The sequence below is a fragment of the Sphingopyxis sp. CCNWLW2 genome (genome assembly GCF_037095755.1).
Classification (GTDB): Bacteria; Pseudomonadota; Alphaproteobacteria; order Sphingomonadales; family Sphingomonadaceae; genus Sphingopyxis.
This window is the reverse complement of the sequence record NZ_JBAWKJ010000001.1, coordinates 1,078,719-1,100,491: the sequence shown is the minus strand read 5'-3', so window position 1 is coordinate 1,100,491 and position 21,773 is coordinate 1,078,719. Positions and strand designations below refer to the sequence as shown.

At 64.4% G+C, this 21,773-nt stretch carries 16 protein-coding genes; 7 read left to right on the top strand and 9 right to left on the bottom strand.

The window, feature by feature from the left end; genetic code table 11:
- Window position 1: 1 nt before the first annotated feature.
- Genes V8J55_RS05070 through V8J55_RS05040 form a run of 7 tightly spaced genes read right to left on the bottom strand, consistent with a single transcriptional unit; the run spans window position 2 to window position 6,770 of the window.
- Window positions 2-688: a nitroreductase gene (locus V8J55_RS05070; RefSeq protein ID WP_336444622.1), complete on the bottom strand. Its 687-nt coding sequence runs from the start codon at window positions 686-688 to the stop codon at window positions 2-4.
- On the bottom strand, window positions 675-1,541 hold the full coding sequence (locus V8J55_RS05065) for an RDD family protein (RefSeq protein ID WP_336444621.1): 867 nt from the start codon (window positions 1,539-1,541) through the stop codon (window positions 675-677). The genes V8J55_RS05070 and V8J55_RS05065 overlap by 14 nt, the downstream gene beginning before the upstream one ends.
- A complete protein-coding gene (locus tag V8J55_RS05060) occupies window positions 1,538-2,578 on the bottom strand; it encodes a stage II sporulation protein M (protein ID WP_336444620.1) in 1,041 nt (346 codons plus the stop codon). Before V8J55_RS05060 ends, V8J55_RS05065 begins: the two co-directional genes overlap by 4 nt.
- Window positions 2,575-3,891, bottom strand: a complete 1,317-nt coding sequence (locus V8J55_RS05055) for a DUF58 domain-containing protein (RefSeq protein ID WP_336444619.1) — start codon at window positions 3,889-3,891, stop codon at window positions 2,575-2,577. Before V8J55_RS05055 ends, V8J55_RS05060 begins: the two co-directional genes overlap by 4 nt.
- Window positions 3,888-4,850, bottom strand: coding sequence for an AAA family ATPase (locus V8J55_RS05050; RefSeq protein ID WP_336444618.1), 963 nt, complete (start codon window positions 4,848-4,850; stop codon window positions 3,888-3,890). Before V8J55_RS05050 ends, V8J55_RS05055 begins: the two co-directional genes overlap by 4 nt.
- Window positions 4,840-6,072 (bottom strand): DUF4350 domain-containing protein, encoded by a 1,233-nt coding sequence (locus V8J55_RS05045; protein WP_336444617.1) that lies wholly within the window; start codon window positions 6,070-6,072, stop codon window positions 4,840-4,842. Before V8J55_RS05045 ends, V8J55_RS05050 begins: the two co-directional genes overlap by 11 nt.
- On the bottom strand, window positions 6,069-6,770 hold the full coding sequence (locus V8J55_RS05040; RefSeq protein WP_336444616.1) for a DUF4129 domain-containing protein: 702 nt from the start codon (window positions 6,768-6,770) through the stop codon (window positions 6,069-6,071). Before V8J55_RS05040 ends, V8J55_RS05045 begins: the two co-directional genes overlap by 4 nt.
- Window positions 6,771-6,946: 176 nt before the next feature.
- On the opposite strand from V8J55_RS05040, the gene V8J55_RS05035 reads away from it, so the two are divergent.
- Both V8J55_RS05035 and V8J55_RS05030 read left to right on the top strand, forming a co-directional pair.
- Window positions 6,947-9,148 (top strand): thiamine pyrophosphate-dependent enzyme, encoded by a 2,202-nt coding sequence (locus V8J55_RS05035; RefSeq protein ID WP_336444615.1) that lies wholly within the window; start codon window positions 6,947-6,949, stop codon window positions 9,146-9,148.
- Entirely contained in the window at window positions 9,145-10,197 is a 1,053-nt protein-coding gene (locus V8J55_RS05030) for an ACP S-malonyltransferase (RefSeq protein ID WP_336444614.1), read from the top strand. Before V8J55_RS05035 ends, V8J55_RS05030 begins: the two co-directional genes overlap by 4 nt.
- Before the next feature lie 167 nt (window positions 10,198-10,364).
- Here V8J55_RS05030 and V8J55_RS05025 read toward each other — a convergent pair whose 3' ends face one another.
- Window positions 10,365-11,081, bottom strand: a complete 717-nt coding sequence (locus V8J55_RS05025) for a response regulator transcription factor (RefSeq protein ID WP_336444613.1) — start codon at window positions 11,079-11,081, stop codon at window positions 10,365-10,367.
- Between the two features lie 52 nt (window positions 11,082-11,133).
- A complete protein-coding gene (locus V8J55_RS05020) occupies window positions 11,134-13,101 on the bottom strand; it encodes an alpha/beta hydrolase family protein (RefSeq protein WP_336444612.1) in 1,968 nt (655 codons plus the stop codon).
- Window positions 13,102-13,383: 282 nt separating this feature from the next.
- Between V8J55_RS05020 and V8J55_RS05015 the strand changes: the two genes are divergently transcribed.
- From V8J55_RS05015 to V8J55_RS04995, 5 genes are all read left to right on the top strand, one after another.
- Window positions 13,384-13,893 carry an RNA polymerase sigma factor gene (locus V8J55_RS05015; protein ID WP_058539180.1) on the top strand — a complete coding sequence of 170 codons (510 nt, stop codon included), beginning with the start codon at window positions 13,384-13,386 and terminating at the stop codon, window positions 13,891-13,893.
- Window positions 13,890-14,951 (top strand): FecR family protein, encoded by a 1,062-nt coding sequence (locus tag V8J55_RS05010; RefSeq protein WP_336444611.1) that lies wholly within the window; start codon window positions 13,890-13,892, stop codon window positions 14,949-14,951. The genes V8J55_RS05015 and V8J55_RS05010 overlap by 4 nt, the downstream gene beginning before the upstream one ends.
- 83 nt (window positions 14,952-15,034) lie before the next feature.
- Window positions 15,035-18,409, top strand: coding sequence for a TonB-dependent receptor domain-containing protein (locus V8J55_RS05005; RefSeq protein ID WP_336444610.1), 3,375 nt, complete (start codon window positions 15,035-15,037; stop codon window positions 18,407-18,409).
- Window positions 18,410-18,529: 120 nt separating this feature from the next.
- Window positions 18,530-18,985, top strand: a complete 456-nt coding sequence (locus V8J55_RS05000; protein WP_336444609.1) for a hypothetical protein — start codon at window positions 18,530-18,532, stop codon at window positions 18,983-18,985.
- Window positions 18,986-19,074: 89 nt separating this feature from the next.
- On the top strand, window positions 19,075-21,663 hold the full coding sequence (locus tag V8J55_RS04995; RefSeq protein ID WP_336444608.1) for a hypothetical protein: 2,589 nt from the start codon (window positions 19,075-19,077) through the stop codon (window positions 21,661-21,663).
- Window positions 21,664-21,773 lie beyond the last annotated feature (110 nt).

Sequence of the window (21,773 nt, the reverse complement as noted above, 5' to 3'; positions counted from 1 at the left end):
ATTAAAATCCCTGCCAATCAATCACTTCGTCGAGCGGCGCGCGCGGCACCGGCCACTGGTTCACTGCGGCTTCGGTATCGGCATAGCCGATCGCGAGGCCGGTGAACAAAATCTGCCCGTCGTCCAGCGCCAGCGTGCGGCGGATTGTCGCGCCGTACATCGCCCAGCATTCCTGCGGGCAACTGGCAAGGCCATGTTCGACGAGCAGCAGCATCACCGATTGCAGCCACATGCCCATGTCCGACCATTGCGGCGGGCCCATGATGCGCGAACAATGGAGGAAAAGCATCACCGGTGCGCCAAAACCCCGGTAATTCTCCACGAACTGAGCGATCCGGCCGCGTTTGTCCTCGCGCGGGATGCCGAGCGAGGCGTAGAGCGCCTCGCCGACGCCGAAGCGGCGCGCTTCCCATGGCTCGGTCAGCCCCTTGGGATAGATATCATATTCGGGCTCATAACCTTCGCGCCCCATCGCGATCCGTGCGGCGACCGCGTCCTTCACCGCCTGCCACGGTTCACCGGCGACGATCGTCACTTGCCACGGCTGGAGGTTGCCACCCGAAGGCGCGCGCTGCGCGGCCGCGAAAATCTCTTTCAGCAGCGCCGGGTCGACCGCCCGGTCGGTGAAGGCGCGTACCGAACGGCGCGCGTGGAGCGCTTCGGTCACGCTGGTGTCAGTCGCTGGCATATTTATCCTCTCGCCGCTTGCCGAACAACAATTTGCGTTCGAGCCGGGCTTTCAATTGGCGGTAGTAGGAAAGCAGGAAGACGTCATCCTCTTCGGCGATGGGTCGCCCGATCTTGGCGCGGATCGCGTCGGCGACCTCGCGCATCGCGCGCGGATCGCGGCCGCGGAGCACGCGTTCGAGTTCCTGCAGTTCGAAAATGCCATAGACGGCGAGTTCGGCCTCGGTGAAGACCATCGCGTCGCCCGCGGCATCGACCCCGATATCGGCGTCGAGCTTCACGCGCTGCGCCATCACGACCCAGGTCCCCGCGATCAAATCGCCCATCCGCATCCGGTCGCGGTTGAACAGCAGGAACAGGCTAAGCGTCAGCGACCACAGCACACCGGCGAGGATGAGCCAGCCCGACACCGCATCTTCGGCTATGCCCGTCCCCAGCATCATCAGCGGCAAGAAGATCTCAAGCTCGCGGATCAGATTGCGCGCGACGACCGCGTCGGCGGTCAGGCGGCCGCCGTCGCGCGCGACGACCCGGATCCCCATCAGCCTTTTGCCCGGCGTCGCCGCGCGCGAACCCAGTTCGAACCCGATGAACCAGAAGGTGCGCAGCAGGAAAGCACCGAGCATCCAGACGACGACGGTGGTGTCGGATTGGGACGCCAGACCGATCCAGAGCATCAACAGCGAAAAGAGCAGCAGCGTCAGCTGAATCAGGATCATGTCAACCAGCAGCGCGCTGAAACGCAGCCCCGCGCTCGCGATCTTGAGCTCGAGGTCGACCCCCTCGGGCGTGACGAATTGGCGGATCTTTTTCGCGCGCGCGGTGCGCGACTTCGCGTTGGCGGCGGCGGTCATGTCACATCCTCGCGCCGCGGGATGTAATAATAAGCGAGCCAGAACAAGAGCATCAGCGATCCGATCGCATAGCGCAGCATCGTGTCGGTGATCAGCTGGCGCCCGAACCCTTCGAGCAGCCCCGCGGCGAACAGCATCAGGATCACGCCGACCATGACCTTGCCCGCGGTGCGCCCTGCCTCCGATGCCGCCTGCAACCGCCCGCGCGCGCCGGGAAAGACGACCGCGGTGCCGATGCGGAGGCCCGCGGCGCCCGACAAAGCGGCGGCGAACAGCTCGGTCGTGCCGTGGATGAACAGCCAGCCGCCGAAATCATAGCCCAGCCCCTTGGCCGAAAAGACCGCCATCATCGCGCCGAGCCCGATGCCCTGATAATATTCGAGCATCATCGTGGGCACGCCAAAGGCGAAGCCCAGCGCAAAGGACAGGATCGACACCTGGCTGTTGTGCGTGAACAAATAGGTCGCGAAGACGTGCAGCCCGCTCTCGCCCTTTTCCGCCGCCGCCTTGCCATGGCCCAGCGTCGACTGGAGGAATTCGACCGTCGCGCGCGGGTCGCGTCCGCCCGACATCTCCTCGTCGACGAAGTTGAAATACCATTCGGGGTTGTTTGAGACGAGCGAATAGCTGGTCAACGCGCCGAGCAGGATGATCAGCGATATGATCACCGTCTCCTTCCACACCGATCGCACCGCGGCGGGCCAGTCGTACAGGAAGAAACGGCGGAGGCGGTTCCGGCGGCTTTCGCGCACGCCGTAAACGAGGAAATAGCCGCGGATCGACAACGCCTCGAGATGGTCAAGCAGTGCCTTGTCGAGGCTCGTCGCGCGCGCGATCGACAGCGACGACAGGGTGGCGCGATAGAGCAAAGGCAGTTGCAGCAACTCGTCGCTGGTCAGCGCGGCGGCGCCCTTTTTTTCCAGCCTTGTGAGCAGCAGGTCGAAGGCGATCCAGTCGGCCTCGCGCTCGGCGCGAAAACGGCTCGTCGAAAAGCTCGGGGCATCGAGTGCGCGTGCGGGGGCCGCCGGTGGAATCACAGGCTGCCCTTCCGCTTGATGCCGAGATAGGCTTCGACCGCGCTCGCCCCCATCGCGTCGGCGGGCACCTCGATGACGTCGGCGCCGAGCCGCTGGAGCCGCGCGATCACCAGCTGCCGGTCGCGCAGCATCGCCGCGGCGACGTTCGCGCGCGTGACGTCGGCGCCGCTTTCGGGGCGTCGGCGCTCCTCGGCCTCGACCTCTTCGTCCTTGATCACGACGAACAGCAGGCGGTGCGTCTTCACCAGCCGTCCCGCGGCGCGGATCATCAGGTCGGCGCTCGTCGCGTCGGTGAATTCGGTGAAGAGAATGATCAGCGAGCGGCGGTTGAGCTGCGCGCTCAGCGTGGTGAGCGCGAGGGTGAAATTGCTTTCGACATGCGCATAGTCGATCAGGCTCGCGGCGCGCTGCAGCGCTGGGAAATCCTGCGTGTGCATATAGGCGGGGGTCAGCGTGTGCGGTTTCGCGGCGAACGAGAAGAAGCTGATCCGGTCGTTGAGTTTCAGCCCGACATAGGCGAGCAGCAGCGCCGCCGAGACCGCGCGGTCGACGCGCGGCATGCCGCCGACGGGCTCGGCCATCGTCCGCCCGCTGTCGATCGCGAGCACGACGCGATTGTCGCGCTCGACGCGATATTCCTTCGCGAGCAGTTTGACGTGGCGCGCCGAGGCGTTCCAGTCGATCGCGCGCCGATCCATCCCTGCCTGATATTCGGCGAGCGCCTCAAACTCGGTGCCTTCGCCGCGAAAGCGTTGCTGGCGCAGGCCAAACCAGCTGTTGCGCTGAAACAGCCGGCTGCCCTCGTCGGTCACCGCGCGCAGGCTGGGAACGACGTGGATCGCGCCGTCGATCACAAATTTGCGCTGCTTCCAGACGAGCCCGAGCGGCCCCGCCCAGCGAATCCACAGCGCCTCGACCCGCGCTTGCCCGCGCCGCGATGCGGTGAGCGGCAATGTGCGGACGAGCGCTTCGCCCGTGGCCGTCCGGCGCATATCGCCCGCGAGCCGCCCACCCTCGGCAAGCCGTTCGTCGAGCGCCAGTGCGAGTTCGGCGCGCGGCGGCACCGCTCTCCCCTTCGCGGTGAGCGACAATTCGAACGGGTCGCCGACCCCGACCTGATGTGGGAAGCGCGCATCGAGGGCGAGGTGGCGGGGGTTCGCTCCGGCGATGGTGTCGAGAATGAGACACGCAAGGATCACCCCGATCCAGCCGGGCGCGACGAGCCACAGCTCGGGCCGGATCAGCCCAAGCGCGAGCGCCATCGGGGCGCCCGCGAGCAGCAGATAGATCGCACGCCGGGTCGGATAAATCACCGCGGGACGTCCTCGCGTTCGAGCAGCCCCGCGACGACCTGCTCGACGTTGCGCCCTTCGATCTCGGCGGCGGCCGACAGGATGACGCGGTGGCGCAGCACGCCCGCGGCGAGGCGCTGGACGTCGTCGGGGATCACATAATCGCGCCCGTCGAGCGCCGCTGCGGCGCAGGCGGCGCGCGCGAGCAAGGTCGCGGCGCGCGGGCTGGCGCCGCATTCGAGGTCGGCGCTCTCGCGCGTCGCGCGGACGATGCGGACGATATAATCGACGATCTCGTCGGCCAGCCGCACCGTCGCAATCGTGTCGATCGCCGCTTCGATCGTCTTGGCGTTCGCCACCTCGGTGACGCCGAAATCGGCGACCGCGGGGCTTTTGAAGCGCCCGCCATGATCGGCCACGATGCGCCGTTCCTCGTCGGCGGCGGGATAATCGACCACCAGCTTGAACAGGAAGCGGTCGAGCTGCGCTTCGGGCAGCGGATAGACGCCCTGCTGTTCGATCGGGTTCTGTGTTGCGAGCACGGTGAAGCGCGGGCTCATCACATGCGCCTCGCCATTGATCGTCACGCGCCGTTCCTGCATCGCCTCGAGCAGCGCGGCCTGCGTCTTCGGCGGGGTGCGGTTGATTTCGTCGGCGAGCAGCAGTTCGGTGAAGATCGGCCCTTTGGTGAGGGTGAAGCTCGACGTCTGGAAGTTGAACAGGTTCGACCCCAAAATGTCGCCGGGCATCAGGTCGGGGGTGAACTGGATGCGCCCGAAATCGAGTCCCGTCGCGCGTGCGAACGCCTGCGCGAGCAGGGTCTTCGCGGTGCCCGGCGGGCCTTCGAGCAGCACATGCCCGCCCGCGAGCAGCGCGATCGTCACCATGCGGGTGAGCGGCCCCTGGCCGAACACGGCCTTGGCGACCTCGCCCTCGATCGCTGCGCCGAGGGCCTGAACGCTCTCGATATTAGCTGTCACGGAGTAGATCCTTCCTGATGTCGTGCAGCGCTTGCGCGCCCTCTAGAAACTCGTGGGTGTTGCGCGCGAGCGGCAGACGCCGCGCGAGGCTGGAGAAAGCTTCGCTTCCCGTGTCCAGATGCCTGTCGATCCAGCGGTCGGTAGCGTCGTCGTCGAGCCCGCCGGGGGCATGCAGCCGCCGTGCGATCGCGATGCGCTGGCTCTTCACAAAGGCGTCGGCGCCGTCGAGTTCGCGCCGCGCCTGTTTGATCAGATCGGCGCTGTTTGCGATTAATGCCGCCTTCGAAACCGGGATGGCGCGGCCGGGCTTCAGCGCCGGGCCGAAACGCATCCATGCCTGCCACAGCGCGAGCAGCCCGGCGGCGATCAGGCAGAGCGTGATGCCGATGAACGGCGGGACGAAGGCGAAGCGCAGCAGCGAGCGCTGGCTGCCGAAGCCGTTCAGCGTCAGGTCGAAGGCGAGCGCATCGGCTTCGACGTCCGCGGCAATCGCATCGACCAGCATCGCCGCAGCGGCGGCGCGCTCGCGGCTCGCGAAGGCCAGATTGTTCACCAGGTCGGGATCGGAGAGGATATAGATATTGTCGCTGCGATGCTTGGCGAGGATCGCACCGCCGTGCGGAAAGCCGATCAGCGTGTCGAAGCCATCGGCGACGATCACCTGCGATCGAAGGCTGGGCAGGGGCAGGGCGATCCGGCGCCCGCCGATCGAGCCCGCCGCTGCCGCGCCGCGCGCATGCGGCTCGCTGACGATCTTGTCGATCCTGCCGACCGTCGCGGGTAGCAGCTTCGCGGGCGGCGCGATCGGAAAGCCCCCGCCGGCCCAGCCCGGCTTTTGCGGATGCCGGCCCGTCTGCCATTTCGGCAATATGATCAGGACAGGACCGCCGCGATGCCCCTTCATCACCCGCGCGATTTCGTCGGCCTTTGTCCGATGGGTGGGCGTCAGGATCAACAGCTCGCGCCATTCCTCTTCATAAACCGGCGCCTCTTCGCTCCGCCGCAGCTCGACATGGGCACCGGCGCGCTCGGTGAGGTCGACGATGCCGGCATAGCCCGGCGCCGCCTTCGACAGCGCATGGCCGCCGCCATCGTTTCCGCTCGACAGCCGCGGCCCGAGGGCGATCAGCGCCCACAGCGTGATAAAGGCGATCACGCCGATCGCCACCACCGCCGCGATCAGGCGCGGGTTGAAGCCATGATCGTCGGCGACGTGGCTCATGCGCGCGCCCAGCTCTGGGGGACGGTCAGCTCGGCGTAAGCAGCGCGGCATTGTTGCCACGCCCCCGCGTCGATTGAGCGGCCGCCGAACAGGCTGATCTCGACCGCGCGCGCGATACGGCTGAACGCGCCGCGCGCGGCGGCGGGCAGGTCATGCGCTTCGGCAAGATCGCGTGAGGTCATCGCGGGTTTGACCAGCCCGGGGCGACGGCCCTTGATATCCTCGACGCTGCGATAGAGCAGGAGATGCACCGCTTCGGCAAAGCGCCCCTCGGCGGCGAGCGCATCGGCCTCGGCGAGCAGCGCGCGCGCCGCGCCGGCTTCGGCCTGACCGGCGCCGTCCTCCGCGTCCGCATCGCCCGCCTTGCGGCGAAAGGGCAGATTGTCGACCCAGCGCGCGAAGGCGGGAACGAAATGATAGAGGAGGAAGAGCAGCACCAGCGCCACCGCGATCCACATCAGCGGCTTGGCGGCAGGGGCGCTCCAGTTAAAAAAGCTGCCGATCGCGTCGAACAGCGACTTCAGCCACTCGGGTGTCGGCGGCGGGGGCGGCGGGGGGGGCGGAAAGGCGGTCTGGATCTCGCCGCCGGCGATCGTCTGACCATAGCCCGGATCGACGAGTTCGGGATCGATCAGCCATCCTCCGCCTGTATCGGCGCTGGGTGGTTCGGACGCGGCCGACGCCTGGGCGATCCACATCGATATCATGTTGAAAAGATGGCCCGGCCCCGATCGTGCATCGTGAATGGTGGTAGCGCGAGCGGACGGAGCAAGGCAAGAGATGCTTGCGCGCTGGGCGGCCCCGTTCTAGCGCGCGGAAAAATTTGGTCGGTTTGTTACGCTTGTAACCACCGGCCGCGCGACAGGAGAGACACGTGGACGCGGCCCAAGCGGTGCATGAAAAATTCTTGGCAGCGCTGGCCGGGGGCAGATTGCCCGATCGCGCCGACGCACCCGATCCCGCGGTGGCTGGTCTGTCGCGCGCTGACGCGACCGATATCTTCCTGTCGCAACTCACCAGCCGCCAGATGGACCGGCTGTCGCGCCATCTGCAGGCGCGCGGCGAAGGCTTTTATACGATCGGGTCGTCGGGGCACGAGGGCAATGCCGCGGTCGCCGCGGCGCTGCGCGTCACCGACATGGCGTTCCTTCATTATCGCTCGAACGCGTTCCAGCTCCACCGGTCGCGCCAGCTTCCGGGTGGGACGCCGACGTGGGACATGCTGCTGAGCTTCGCGGCGTCATCCGAGGATCCGATCTCGGGCGGACGCCACAAGGTCATCGGGTCGAAGCCGCTCAATATCCCGCCGCAAACCTCGACGATCGCCTCGCATTTGCCGAAGGCGGTCGGCGCCGCCTTCTCGATCGGCATCGCGCGCCGCCTTGGCATGACCGGGCTGCCGCTCCCCGACGACGCGGTCGTGCTGACGAGCTTCGGCGACGCATCGGCGAACCATTCGACCGCGCAGGGCGCGTTCAACACCGCGGGCTGGGCGGCGTTCCAAGGGTCGCCGATGCCGCTCATTTTCCTTTGCGAAGACAATGGTATCGGCATTTCGACGCGCACCCCGACGGGCTGGATCGAGGCGCAGTTCCGCCACCGCGCGGGCCTGCACTATATCAAGTGCGACGGCACCGATCTCGTCTCGGCCTATGCCGGTGCGGCCGAGGCCGCCGACTATGCGCGGCGATACCGCAAGCCGGTGTTTCTCCACATGGCGACGGTGCGCCTCTACGGTCACGCCGGCTCCGACGTGCAGGGCGCGTACCTCCCCAAGGCGCTGATCGAGGCCGACGAAGCCCGCGATCCGCTGCTCGCGGGCGCCGCGCTGATGGCCGAACATGGCTGGATGTCGCCCGCAGAAATCGCCGATGCCTATGAGGATATCGGCACGACCCTCGCGCGGCAGGCCGAGGCGGCGATCCTGCGTCCGAAGATCACCACCCCGAAGCATGTGATGCAAAGCCTGATCCCGCCGAAGCGCGAGGTGGCGCGCGCCAATACGCCGTCGGACGAGGATCGCAAGGCGATGTTCGGCAGCGACGCCGGCGCGATGGACAAGCCGCAGCATATGGCGCGGCTTTTGAGCTGGGCGCTCGCCGACCTGATGCTCGCGCATAAGGAGATCGTCGTCGCGGGCGAGGATGTCGGGCCGAAGGGCGGCGTCTATAATGTCACCGCCAAGCTCCACCAGCGTTTCGGATCGGCGCGCGTCGTCAACACCTTGCTCGACGAACAGGCGATCCTCGGGCTCGCGATCGGTATGGCGCACAATGGCTTTATTCCGATGCCGGAGATTCAGTTCCTCGCCTATGTCCATAATGCCGAGGACCAGATCCGCGGCGAGGCGGCGACGCTCAGCTTCTTCTCGGACGGGCAGTATACCAACCCGATGGTGCTGCGCATCGCGGGGCTCGGTTATCAGAAGGGTTTCGGCGGCCATTTTCATAACGACAACAGCCTCGCGGTCTTCCGCGACATTCCGGGGGTGATCCTCGCGGTGCCGTCGAACGGGCGCGATGCGGTGGCGATGCTGCGCGAATGTGTGCGGCTGGCGCGCGAGGAACAGCGCGTCGTCGTCTTTGTCGAACCGATCGCGCTCTATATGACCCGCGACCTGCACGAGGAAGGCGATGGTCTGTGGACCAGCACCTATGAGGCGCCCGGTGACGGCGCGCCGATCCGCTTCGGCGACGTCGGGGTGCATGGGCAGGGCACCGACCTCGCGATCGTCACCTATGGCAACGGCACTTATTATTCGCGACAGGCCGAAAAATTGCTCGCTGCCGACGGCGTCAAGGCGCGCGTGATCGACCTGCGCTGGCTCGGCCCGGTCGACGAGGAGAAGCTCGTCGCCGCGGTCGGCGATGCGAAACGTATCCTGATCGTCGACGAATGCCGCATCACCGGATCGCAGAGCGAGGCGCTGATGGCGACCTTCGTCGAACGCACCCCCGGTAAGAAACTCGCGCGCATCGCCGCCGACGACAGCTTCATTCCGCTCGGCCGCGCGGCGACGCTGACCTTGCCGAGCCGCGATTCGATCTATGCCGCCGCGAAGGAGCTGCTCGCATGAGCGCGCGCAAGACCGCGCTCGTCGTCGCCCCCGGCCGCGGCACCTATGGCAAGGGCGAGCTTGGCAGCATCGCGCGGCTGCACGGCGCGCGCTTCGGCGAGCTGATCGCGAATTTCGACGCGCAGCGCCGCGATCGCGGCCAGCCGACGGTGACCGAACTCGACGGCGCCGAGCGTTTCAGCGTTGCGACGCATATGCGCGGCGATGTCGCGGCGCCGCTGATCTACACCGCGACCGCGCTCGATTATCTCAGCATCGATCGCGACAGCTTCGACATCGTCGCCGTCGCGGGCAATTCGATGGGCTGGTACAGCGCGCTTGCGCTCGGCGGCGCGGTGTCGGTCGAGGACGGCTTCCGCATTTCGAACGCGATGGGGCTCAACAGCCAGACGCACGGGCCGGGCGGGCAGATATTGCTGCAGGTCGTCGACGAGGATTGGCGGCCGGTGCCGGGGTTGCGTGAAGCATTGCTGGGCCTCGTCGCCGATATCGCCTCGCGTCCTAGCCACGCGCTCGCACTCTCGATCGACCTCGCCGGCATGCTCGTGCTCGCGGGCAATGAGGAAGGCCTCGCCGCGCTCCTCGCCGAAGCGCCGCCGACGCCAGGACGCGATCCGCTGCGCCTCGCGGGTCACGGCCCCTTCCACACCCCGCTGATGTTCGGCAGCTCGGACAAGGCGACGGCCGAGCTGCCGCATGCGCTCTTCCACCGTCCCGCGCTGCCGCTGGTCGACGGGCGCGGGCATATCTGGCGCCGCCACGCGAGCGACCCGGCGGCGATTTGGGACTACACCTTCGGCCACCAGATCCTCGCGCCCTATGATTTCGCGCTGTCGGTGCAGGTCGCGGTCAGGGAATATGCCCCCGACGTCATCATCCTGCCGGGCCCCGGCGACACGCTCGGCGGTGCGATCGCGCAATCGCTGATCGGCATCGGCTGGCAGGGGATCCGGAGCAAGGCCGATTTCATGGCACGGCAGGCGGCGGACCCGATCCTGCTGTCGATGGGCCGCGCCGAACAGCGCGCGCTGGTCACCGGACAAGGATAGGGCCGGCAGAGGAGGAACATCCCCTGCCGGCCCGTTCGCATGGAATCAGGTGGGGTTGACCCCATGCGGATGAACGGCAGCGCCAATGGGGACCAACTCAAGGGCGGTACACCGTTCATGTCTCTTATAGGCGCACCGCGCCGCATCCGGCCGGGGGTCCTGCACAATCAAGCGCCAAAACGGAGCGGATTGCTCGCCGCGCCGCGCGCGAACTCGGTGATGAACTGGAGCCGCAGCAGTTCGGCGACATTGCCGGCACCCGCGCGGCGCATGATGTTCGCGCGGTGCACCTCGACCGTGCGCGGGCTGAGCGCCAGCTGACGCGCGATCGCCTTGTTGCCGAGCCCCGCAGCGATCGCGTCCAATATGTCGCGCTCGCGCGGGGTCAGCGCCGCCAGCCGCGCCTCGGCCTCGCGGTGCCGGTCGAGCGCGCCCTGCCGCGCGCGCCAGTCGGCGAGCGCCGCATCGATCGTGCGGCGGACAAGGCGCGGGTCGAGCGGCGCGGGAAGAAGATCCTGTGCCCCGCCGCGCAGGATCGCACGCGATTCGGCGATACTGAGCTGCTCGGCGGCGACAAAAGCGACGATCGTGGCGCGCGCGGCGACGCGGTCGAGCAGCGCCGCGCCGCCGGTCCGCCCGGGCTGGCACCAGTGAAAGAGCAGGATGCCGCACGAATCCGGACCCTCGGCTTCGATCCACGCGTCGGCGCTCGCAAAGCTGCGCACGACCCGCCCGGACCCCGCCGCGAGCATGCGGAAACAGGCAGCCCGCTCGATGGGGTCGGGCAGGATCAGATGGATATGGCCCCCGTTTTCGGTCACGAAACCGGGGATGCCCGCGCTGGCGCCGCGCGAACAGCGACGAAGGGTCGGCGATGGCGCCATTTTGGAGCCGCCGATCGACCGCGGGCTGGCGCGCGGCGATTGGCCCCGCGGGTCAGTCGGCCGGATTATGCTTGGCGAGGAAGGTTTCGATCGAGGTCAGCAAGGTCATGCGATCGGCCTGGCGGGTGAAATAATGGTCGGCGAGCGGGACCGATACGAACTCGACCGTCTTGCCGGCTTTCGTCATCGCCGAATACATGCGCGCCGACTGGCCGTGATCGACGGTGACGTCCTTCTTGCCGTGGATGAGCAGCAGCGGCGCCTTGATCCGGGCGATGGCATTGATCGGCGAGACGGCGGCGAAATCGGGGGTCATCTTCTGCCACTGGCCGCGATAGAGGCGTTCGCGCATCAGCCCGCCGAAATCATTGACCTCGCGGCGCAGGTTGGCGACGCCGTTGATCGAGATCGCGCAGCGATAGAGGTCGGGATCCTTGGCGGTCCCCCACATCGCGGCATAGCCGCCATAGGAGCCGCCGACGATGCACACGCGTTTGGGGTCGGCGATCCCCTCCTTCACCGCCCAGTGGACGCCGTCGGTGACATCGTCCTGCATCGCGAAGCCGAGCTGTCCCTGACCCGCTTTTTCGAACGCGGCGCCATAGCCCGTCGATCCGCGGAAATTGGGCTGGAGCACGGCATAGCCGCGTTCGGCGAGGAACTGCGCCCAATAGTCATAGCTTAGTTCGTCATGCCCCCACGGCCCGCCATGCGGCATGACGATGAAGGGCAAATTCGTGTCGCGCCGGCCGCGCGGCATCGTCAGCACACCCTCGATATCGAGCCCGTCGCGCGCCTTGTACTGCACCATTCGCCCGCGCGACAGGCGCTTGCCGCCGAGCGTGTCGTTCATCGCCGCAAGCTTGACCAGATTGGCCATCGCCGCGTCGAAATAGAAAAGCAGACCGGGATTGTCGGACGTGCTGAACCGCACCAGCATCTTGCTCTGATCGGCGCTCAGGCTCTCGATCTGCACGACCGACTGCGGCGACGCCGCCTCGAGCGACTTTTGATGCGCCGCCATCGCCGGGTCGATCCAGTGCAGCGGGGTGCCGCGGTCGCTGGTCCGGACGCCGAGCAGCTTCGACCCGTTCGATGCCAGTAACGCGCTTTCGACATCGCTACCGTCGGCGGTATAGACCGTCCGCACCGCCTTACCGGTCGGAATGTCGACCTCGACGACCGCCGACCGGCCTCCCTCGATTTCCTTGATCACGAACCCGTTGTTGCTGCCGGGCACGAAGTGGAAGGGAATGGTCAGCTCTTCTTCGGCGCCGAGCTTCGCGCTGTCGATCACACGCAGGGGTCCTTCGCCATGCGATCGGTACAGCAAGGTCGACTGCGTGCTCGCGTCGCGATATCCGATGCCGAACCGTATCTGACCCAGATGGTCGGCACCCCAGTCGACGATATTGGCCCGCGGTTTTTCGACGATCCGCTTGCGCGCGGTCGTTACGTCGACGCGATAGACCGTCGGCCAGAAGTCGGGGTCGCCGCCGTAGATCGAATTTTGCGCCGCGATGAGGATTTCGGTGCTCCCGTCGGACGGAATCCACAGGACGTCGGAGGCATTCTGCCCGGCGCTGTCCCAGAGGAGCTTGGTGACCTTTCCCGTGTCGCGGTTGATGCCGATTACGCGCGAAATATACCAGCGATCGGTCTCGACCGGCATCAGCGAATAGAGGCCGACGATGATATTGTCGTTTCCGACCCAGCGAATCCATGCGACCTGGGTCTGGTCGGGAACGCCCATCAAGATCTGCTTCGACCGGTCGCCCAGCACGGGCATCATCATGATGCGCTGTTCGCCCGCGACCCCGAACAGCCCCGCGATATGCGTGCCGTCGGGCGACAGGTCGACATCTTCGACAAAGGGAAGCTCGGCGAAGGCGCTGGTCGGCAGCGGGGTAAAGGCCGGGGTTACGGGCGCCGCTTTGGAATCCGCCGCGGCGAGCATGCCCGGAGAGAAAAGAAGCGCCATTGCGACCAGAATATACGCGCCGCAAGACACCCGCACCACGTCCCGCTTATGCTTGTGCTCAAGCCCCAACACATCCTCCCCCCGAAAGACAAACAGCAATATTGTCGGCCGGTACTTTCCCCAAGCAGACAAAAAAATCAAATGTTACCGGTTACGTAGCCTTGTTCCCGTGCGCGCGTGTCGATCTTCTGGAGATCAGGGGGCGGGGCATTTGGATATTCATATCTCTACGCGACTTGAACGGAGCCTGCGCCGAAAAAAACAGGGCGCATTTCGCCCCGATAACCGTCTTGTTTTTGGAGAGGGAAAAAAGGGAGAGACGTGACGGCGGAACCTGCCTCCGAACTGGAGCGGTTGACCCGGAAGTTCCGGCCGCCGCTGATCGCCTTTTTTTCCCGGCGCGTTGCCAGCCTCGCGGAAGCCGAAGACATGACTCAGGAGGTTTTTTTGCGGTTATCAAACGCGCAAAGAGGCGACGAAGAGACGAGTGCCGCCTATATCTTCCGGATCGCCGCCAATTTGGTGACGGATCGGGCGCGCCACGACCGCGTGCGCCGGAACTTCGCGGACGCGGTGCGAAGCGACGCCAGCGCCGGCGTCGACGGTTTTGACCCCTTTCGGATTGCTTCGGCGCGCGAATCGATTTCGATCTTATGGGCCGCGATTCAAGCGCTTCCCGAACCGACGCAGCAGATTTTCATATTGTACCGCGTCGAGAATATTCCGAAGCAGACGATCGCCGATAATTTCGGATTTCACCTCCGCACCGTCGACAAACATATTTCGCGCGCGCTGGTCTTCCTCGCGCGCCGCATGGAGCGGCGGCCATGATTGTTCCGCAGAATGACAATGATCGCGTCGCCGAGCGGGAGGAACAGGCGGCGGCCTGGTGCCTGCTCATCGCCGACCGGGCGCTGACCGTCAGCGAACAAACCGCCTTCGACGAATGGCTGGCGGCGGATGAGCGCCACGCCCACCATTTCGAACAGATGGTGACGGTGTGGCAGGGAACCGACGCGATCGCCGAAATGCCCGGCTTCCTGTCGCTCCGCGCCGAGGCTTTGACCGCGATGGAAAAAGCGCGCCGCGCGGCAGAACCCGCTCCGACGCGCCGCCGGGCTGTCGCGACGATGGCCGCGCTCGCGATGGTCACGGGCATGGGCGCCTGGTATTGGAGCGAGAGACCCGACGTCTATTCCACCGAGGTCGGCGAGCGGCGGATCGTCCGGCTCGACGACGGGTCGAGTGTCTCGCTCGATGCCGCCAGCCAGATGTCGGTATCCTTCACCGACCATCGCCGCGCGATCATACTCGATCGCGGCCGGGCCAAGTTCGACGTCGCAAAGGACCCGCTCCGGCCGTTTACCGTGACCGCGGGGTCGCAATCGGTGGTGGCGATCGGGACGAGTTTCAGCGTCGAGCTGCTGCGCGACCAGCTCCGTGTCCTGTTGTTCGAAGGGCAGGTTGCCGTCGTTCCGCGCGGCGCGGCCGCAAGGCATATCAAGGCGCGGCTGCCGGCCACGCAGGCGACGACCCAGCTTTTGCCCGGGCAGGAACTGGTTGCCAGTCTTTCGTCGGGCGCGACGGAAATCCTCCCCGTCGATGCGGGACGCTCGCTGGGGTGGGAAGGCGGGCAGGTCGATTTCGTCGATATGCCGCTGAGCGACGCGGTCGAGCGGATCAATCGGTACGCGGCATCGCCGATCGTCCTTCGCGATGCGGCCGCCGGCCGTCATCTGGTCAATGGCGTGTTCGATGCGGGCGACGCCGACAGTTTCGTCAAGGGCGTGACCTCGCTCTATCCGCTGGCCGCGCACGAAGAGGGCGGCAAAATCATTATCGAAACTGTAAATTCGAATAACGACGAAGAAAAAATGGACCAAAGATAAAAATCTGGGGCGCAACCGGGTGGGTGGTTCGTCTTTATGACAGAGGGGCAATAATATCGATCCCTCGCATAGAGGGAGAGGGTATGTCCAAACGTCGTTATTTGTTGTCGAGTCTTGCGCTCGGCGCGCTGGTTGCCGTGTCGGCGCCTGCCTATGCTGAAGCGCGCCAGGTTCAGCAGTTTGATATTCCGGCCCAGGATCTGGGCGGCGCATTGCGTGCTTTCGCGCGCGCGTCGGGGGTGCAGGTAATTTTCGACGGCAAGGCGGTGCGCGGCAAGCGCAGCGAGACCTTGCGGCGCCGGTCGGGCGCCGAGGAGGCGCTCCGCGAACTGCTGCGCGGGACGGGCCTGACCTATCGCCGCGACGGAAAGATATTCGTCATCAGCCCGATGCGCCGGATCGCGCAGCTTCCGGCGGAAACGGCGAGCGCCGCGCCGATAGCCGCTGCGCCCGAGGCACTGGTCCGGGAGATCAGCGACGGCAACGAAATCATCGTGACGGCGCAGCGGAAGGAAGAGAAGATCACCGACGTGCCGATCGCGATGACGGCGCTGTCGGGCGATGCGCTCGATGATCGCAAGATCGAGGGCGGGTCGGAACTGCTGCGCGCGGTTCCCAACGTCAGTTTCTCCAAAACCAATTTCAGCATGTATAATTTCTCGATCCGCGGAATTGGCACGCAATCGATTTCGGCGTCGAGCGACCCGGCGGTCGCAGTGAGTTTCAACTCGACCCCTCTCGTTCGCAATCGCCTGTTCGAAGCCGAATTTTTCGATTTGCAGCGCGTCGAAGTGCTCCGCGGCCCGCAAGGCACGCTTTACGGTCGAAACGCGACAGCGGGCGTGGTGAACATGATCCCCGCGCTGCCCGAGGCTGACTTCGGCGGCGAGATAAAGGGCGAGGTCGGAAATTATTCAACCAGGCGCCTCAGCGGCATGCTCAACATTCCCTTGGGCGATACATTGGGCGTTCGTGTCGCAGGCATTATGACCAAGCGCGATGGTTATGATTATAACAGCTTTTTTCAAACCCGCGTAAATGGCCGCGACCTGTGGTCGACGCGCGCCACCGTGGCTTGGGAGCCCAGCGACAGTTTTCGCGCCAATGTGATCTGGCAGCATTTCGAGGAAGACGACAACCGTCTGCGCACTGGCAAGCAACTCTGCACCACGGATCCGGGCGCGGCAAAAGTTGGAAATGTGGCGGTTACCGACGTCAATCTTCGCGGGCGCATAGGTCAAGGCTGTCTGCCGGGGTCGCTTTATGATGATGCGGCATTCGGCACGCCCAACGGTTCGGCGCTCGTATATCTGTACCATCCCAGTGAAGGCATGAATGTCGGCACCCTGCGACGGCCAGGCCAGCCTAATCGGGTACTGCCGCAGGTAAAGATCCGCAATCCGCTCGCCGGCGTGACACAATCGCGAAATTTGCGCGAAATTTCATCAAATTATGATCCGATATTCCGGGCAAAAAATGATGTCGTCCAATTCAATATGGAATTCAAGCCGTCAGAGGCGCTGCAGTTTATTTCACAAACAGCTTATTCTCGGGACCGCTTTTTCTCGTCCCAAGATTATAACCGTTTTGTCACTGTTCCATTGTTCGAGGATTCGGCTCAACCAAATTTGTTCATTGGTAACAGGCCGATAGATTCTGCAAATTATCCGGGTCCCACCCCGGGAGGGATATTTTGCGACCCGCAACTGGGGTGCTCGGATCGCATGATCTCAGCCGACTTGAATCACTCAAGAAACAGGCAATGGTCACAAGAGTTTCGGCTTCAGTCCAGTTTCGACGGGCCGGTAAATTTTCTTGCCGGCGCGAACTATCTCGATTTCAAGTCCCAAGACAATTATTATGTATTCAACAATATGTTCACGCTGATCGCGGAACGGCAATATAGCAGCACCCCTCCCCTCGGCCCCGGTAGTGTTCCTGGAAGAGGCCTGCTTCCGTGCGAACTCGGTAATGAAGACAGGGAGTGCCCCTATGTCGATCCAAATCCGCTCGATAGCTTGAACAATCAGGGCCATAATTATTTCCTGAGTCAGAATGGCGTTCGTATAAAATCCTGGGCGGCTTTTGGCGAAGCCTATTGGAATATCAATGAAGACCTCAAGCTGACGCTTGGCGCCCGTTATACAAAGGACAAAAAGCGCGCAGATCAGGTTCCTAGCCAATTGCTGCTCGGTGGAGGAATCAATAATCCGTCGGGGCCGGCATTTGTGGGAGACATCACCGGCGGCCGCGTCAATAGCGGATATCCTGCGCTGGACGATATCGTGCAGTCCTGGGGCCGTTTCACCGGGCGGGCGGTGCTCGACTGGAAGCCGGATCTGAATTTTACCGATGACACGCTGATCTACGCCTCGGTCTCGCGCGGATACAAGGGCGGCGGGGTCAATCCACCCCGCATCGATTTCAATCCGAATGTGGTGCAGTTCCAGTTTCTGCCGCAAACTTTCAGGCCGGAATATGTCAATGCATTTGAAATCGGCACGAAGAACAGTTTCGATGGCGGGCGCTTCACACTGAATGCCACCGGCTTCTTTTACGACTATAAGGATTTTCAGGTTTCCCAGATCGTCGATCGCATCGCCTATAACGAGAATTTCAATGCGACGAGTTGGGGACTGGAATTCGAGGCGGCCTGGCGGCCCTCCCGTGCTTTCCGTGTCGACGCCAATCTGGGCTATCTCAAGACCCGGCTGGGCAAGGGGGCGCAGTCGATCGACGTGATGAACCGTACGCAGGGGGACCCCGACTGGGTCGTGCTGCGCCCCTGGCTGCAGGTTCCGTCGAACTGCATTGCGCCGAGCGCGTTGGTTGAACGAATTCTGGCCAGAGGCGGCGGCGCGGTTGCCCTTGCGGCTCTATGTCCCGGAGCCGATCGTCTCGGCAGCTATGCACCCGACAGAAGGGCCAATGGTCCTGATTTCTGGCGGTTGTATGGCGTTACCTATAATCCGCTGGCGCCCTACGATCCGACCAAGGTGGGGGTCATTGTTCCCTTCGATCCCGCCAATCCGAATGCCTGGAAGGGTGCAACAAGTGGCGCGCCCAATGGCGGCCGCGGCTTCTATGCCGATCTGACCGGCAATGAACTGCCCAATGCTCCGCGCCTTACGGCCAATATCGGCGCTCAATATACTTTCTTTATCGAAGGTGGTGATTGGGAACTGACGTTCCGCGGTGACTATTATCGACAGTCGAAAAGCTATGGCCGGGTTTATAACACGGAGTTCGACAGGCTTCGTGCTTGGGACAATGTCAACGTAGCCGTCACGCTGGCCCGTTCGGAATCCGATTTCGCGCTCCAGTTCTATGTCAAAAACCTGTTCAAAAAGACGCCAATTACCGGCTTCTTTGTAAATAGCGATGACAATGGGCTTACCACCAATGTGTTTACGCCCGATCCGCGCATCATTGGTCTTAGCGCGGCAGTCAAGTTCTGATTTACATCATTCGCAACAGTTAGAGGAAACGGGGAGAAGTTGTATAGAAAAGTACGGTGTAAAATTTGATCATTAATTCTTTCAATTATAGTATCAACTTAATGGGAAAGGGTGTTTAATATGAAAAAATTCACATCTGCTTTTGCCGCTCTGGCAATGATGGGTTCTGCACTCGCTGGCGCCGTGGCACCGGCTCAGGCCCAGACCCAGACGTACACCGGAACGGTCGATGTTTTCAAAGGCATTGACCTGAATTGCACGGCCAGCATAGCTTTGACTCCTGCTACCGCCACTACGGGTACGGCCACTGTCGCCATCGGAGCGCCGGAGCCGACGTGTGCCGCGCTGAATATCACCAGCAATCCGCATAGCTACTCCCTCGTTGGCGGCGCGCTGACGATCGCGGGCATGCGAGTGGAGACCGTCACCCTTGGCAACTGCTTTGGTGATCTGCACGGAACGGTCACGACCAATCCCGATGGGAGCGGGAGCATTGCGGTCGATGATGTGCTTCCGCCGGAAACGGGGACTTTGCCCTGCTATGTTTCGGGGACCGTGTACAAGCCTGCTCCCTAACCAGGTCATTTCTATAGAATCCTATAGGAATAGGATGGCGGGCGCGTCCAATGGATGCGCCCGCCATTGCGGGTTAATCATTCCCTGCAATGGAAGCGACGACTCTGGTTTTGGAGTATCTGGGACAGAAGATGGTCTGTGCCGCGAAAGTGGCGTCGCTGGCCATTGTGATGGCCGCGGTGCACGGCATGGAAGCCCATGCCGAAACGGATAAGGGGGACGTCGCGGCGGGGCCGATTCCGCAAGGGACGGCTCCGCCGGGCGTTATCGTTTCGCCGGATGACCCCGATGAAATCGTCGTCACGGCCGCGCGCCGCGGCGAGGCCGAGGTTCCGGCCGAAACCGAATTCGGCGAGGGAGAGATCGCCAGCCGCGGCGCCGACAGCATCCAGGATCTGCTGACGCGCCTTGCGCCCTTCATCGACGGCAGCGGCGAAGAACCCGTCATCCTGATCAACGGCAAGCCCGCGGGCTTCGATCGCTCGATCCTTTCTTATCCCGCCGAAGCGCTCGACCGGCTCGCCGTGCTGAAACCGGAAGCGGCGGCGCTCTATGGCGAACGGGCGGGCAAGCGCGTCGTCAATCTGGTGCTCAAGAAGAAGTTTGCGATGCTCAATGCCGATGCGGGCGCCGATTTCGCGACCGCCGGCGGTCGCTATGGCGGGACGCTGTCGATCAGGCGAACGGCGATCAGCGGGGACACGCGCTGGAACGCCCAGGCACGGGTCGGTGCGGATAGCGCCTTTCGCAAGACCGCGCGCAGTCTCCCGCGGCAGGACGGGGTGTTCGACAGCGTCGGCTTCATTTCCGTGCCCGGCGGCGGAGAGATCGATCCCTCGCTCAGCCTTGCCGCGGGAGAGCGGGTGACGGCCGCCGCCATCCCCGCGGGCGCGCAGACGGGGGCGCCCCGCCTCGACGATTTTGCCGCGACCGCCGGCGACCTCCATCCCGTCGATCCCAGCCGCTTCGAAACGCTGCAATCGTCGCGGCGTAACGCCGCGCTCGGGATCGGCGTTACGCGCCCGCTGGGCGATTTTTCCGTCGCGCTGAACCTCGATGCGAGCCGGAGCAGCAGCGACGGATTGCGCGGCCTGCCGATGGCGTCGGTCGTCATCCCCGCGGGCCATCCCTGGTCGCCCTTTGCGGGCGATGTCGTGCTGACGCGGCCTTTTGCGGGCGAACGCGCGCTTCGCGCCGACAATGGCGCCACGTCGCTCGGCGCCTCGCTGACCCTGACCGGCAATATTCGCGGCTGGCAGACCAGCGTCGCGGCGAGCTATGCGCGGAGCTGGGCGGACAATTTCCTTGAGAGCGGCGTCGATATCGCGCGCGCCCAACAATTGATCGATGACCGCGATCCCGCCTTCAATCCCTATGGCCTGTGGGACGAAGGCTTGATGATCGCTACCCGCACCCGGACGAAAGGCGAAAACCTCAGTGCCCGGCTCAATGTGCGCAAGGCGGTCATCGACCTTCCGGCGGGGCCGCTCACCTGGAATCTCACCGCCAACACCGGCCGCAACCGCACGCAAAACCGGGAAAGCGATGCTTCGGGAAATTTGATCGCGTCGAACAGCGTGACGCGCAACCAGTCGAGCGGGTTGATGTCGCTCAGCATACCGATTTCGCGCGGCGGCGGGACGGGGCCCGGCTGGCTGGGCGACCTGACCGTGGACCTCACCGCCAACGCGCACGCGATGACGAACAGCCGGCTGCAAAAGGGGTTCGGCGGCAATATCAGCTGGTCGCCATGGCCGGTCCTCCAGCTTCGCGGGGGAATCGATTATGCCGACGCCGCGCCGTCGTTCGACCAGCTCGATGGGCCGATCGTCACGACGATCAATCGCATGTTCGACTATGCGCGTCAGGAAATCGCCGAACCCGTCTGGATTACTGGCGGAAATCCCAACCTGAAGCGCGGCCGCCGGCAAAGCCTGGCTTTTTCGGCGACGGTGCGGCCGCTGGGCAATCAGATACTGACCCTCAACTTCGGTTATCGCCAGTCGGTCGCGAAGGGCGGCCTGGCGGCGTTTCCCGAACTGACCCCCGCGATCGAGGCTGCGTTTCCCGAGCGCGTCACGCGCGATGCGGCGGGGCGGCTCGTCGCGGTCGATGCGCGTGCGATCAACCTCGCGCGCGATACCAATGCCGATCTGTCCACCGGCGTCGCGCTGCGGCTGGCGCTCGGAGGCGGGGAAGGGCGAAGCGAAACGGCCGGGGATCCGCTGCAGCTCAACCTGTCGCTCAATCACGGCAAGCGGTTGAAAAGCGAGTTGCTCACCCGCCCCGGCGTCCCGGTGATCGACCAGCTTCGCGCCGGCGGGCAATCGCGTCACAGCCTGTCGTTTCAGGCATCGATCGGCAGGCGGGGGATCGGCGGCACGCTCAGCGGCAACTGGAGTAGCCCGGGACGATTGCGGGGGGGCGATGAAGTCTTTGTCTTCAAGCCGCCGCTGAAGCTCAATCTTTCGGCTTTCATCGAACCCGACCGCATATTCGCGGTTCCGGGCCGGAAGGGTTTGATGAGCGGGCTGAAACTGTCCGTCGATATCAACGATCTCCTCAATGGGTATCGCCGGGTGACGCGCGAAGATGGGACGGTGCCCGCGGGATATAGTCGCGACGAAATCGAGCCGCTCGGCCGCGTGGTCCGATTGACGGTGCGAAAGAAGTTTTGACGGTGCGCAGGGGCTTGACCGTTGGTGACGCTGACGGGAATCGAACCATCGCGGGTCGGCTGTTGCCAATCCGCCCGACAAGGAATCACGGGTTCGCCGACAGATCGTGG

Excerpts from the sequence above, each read along its gene's own strand:
- V8J55_RS05070 (WP_336444622.1), bottom strand. The coding sequence starts at position 688 with ATGCCAGCGACTGACACCAGCGTGACCGAAGCGCTCCACGCGCGCCGT.
- V8J55_RS05065 (WP_336444621.1), bottom strand. The coding sequence starts at position 1,541 with ATGACCGCCGCCGCCAACGCGAAGTCGCGCACCGCGCGCGCGAAAAAG.
- V8J55_RS05045 (WP_336444617.1), bottom strand. The coding sequence starts at position 6,072 with ATGAGCCACGTCGCCGACGATCATGGCTTCAACCCGCGCCTGATCGCG.
- V8J55_RS05040 (WP_336444616.1), bottom strand. The coding sequence starts at position 6,770 with ATGTGGATCGCCCAGGCGTCGGCCGCGTCCGAACCACCCAGCGCCGAT.
- V8J55_RS05030 (WP_336444614.1), top strand. The coding sequence starts at position 9,145 with ATGAGCGCGCGCAAGACCGCGCTCGTCGTCGCCCCCGGCCGCGGCACC.
- V8J55_RS05025 (WP_336444613.1), bottom strand. The coding sequence starts at position 11,081 with ATGGCGCCATCGCCGACCCTTCGTCGCTGTTCGCGCGGCGCCAGCGCG.
- V8J55_RS05010 (WP_336444611.1), top strand. The coding sequence starts at position 13,890 with ATGATTGTTCCGCAGAATGACAATGATCGCGTCGCCGAGCGGGAGGAA.
- V8J55_RS05005 (WP_336444610.1), top strand. The coding sequence starts at position 15,035 with ATGTCCAAACGTCGTTATTTGTTGTCGAGTCTTGCGCTCGGCGCGCTG.
- V8J55_RS05000 (WP_336444609.1), top strand. The coding sequence starts at position 18,530 with ATGAAAAAATTCACATCTGCTTTTGCCGCTCTGGCAATGATGGGTTCT.
- V8J55_RS04995 (WP_336444608.1), top strand. The coding sequence starts at position 19,075 with ATGGAAGCGACGACTCTGGTTTTGGAGTATCTGGGACAGAAGATGGTC.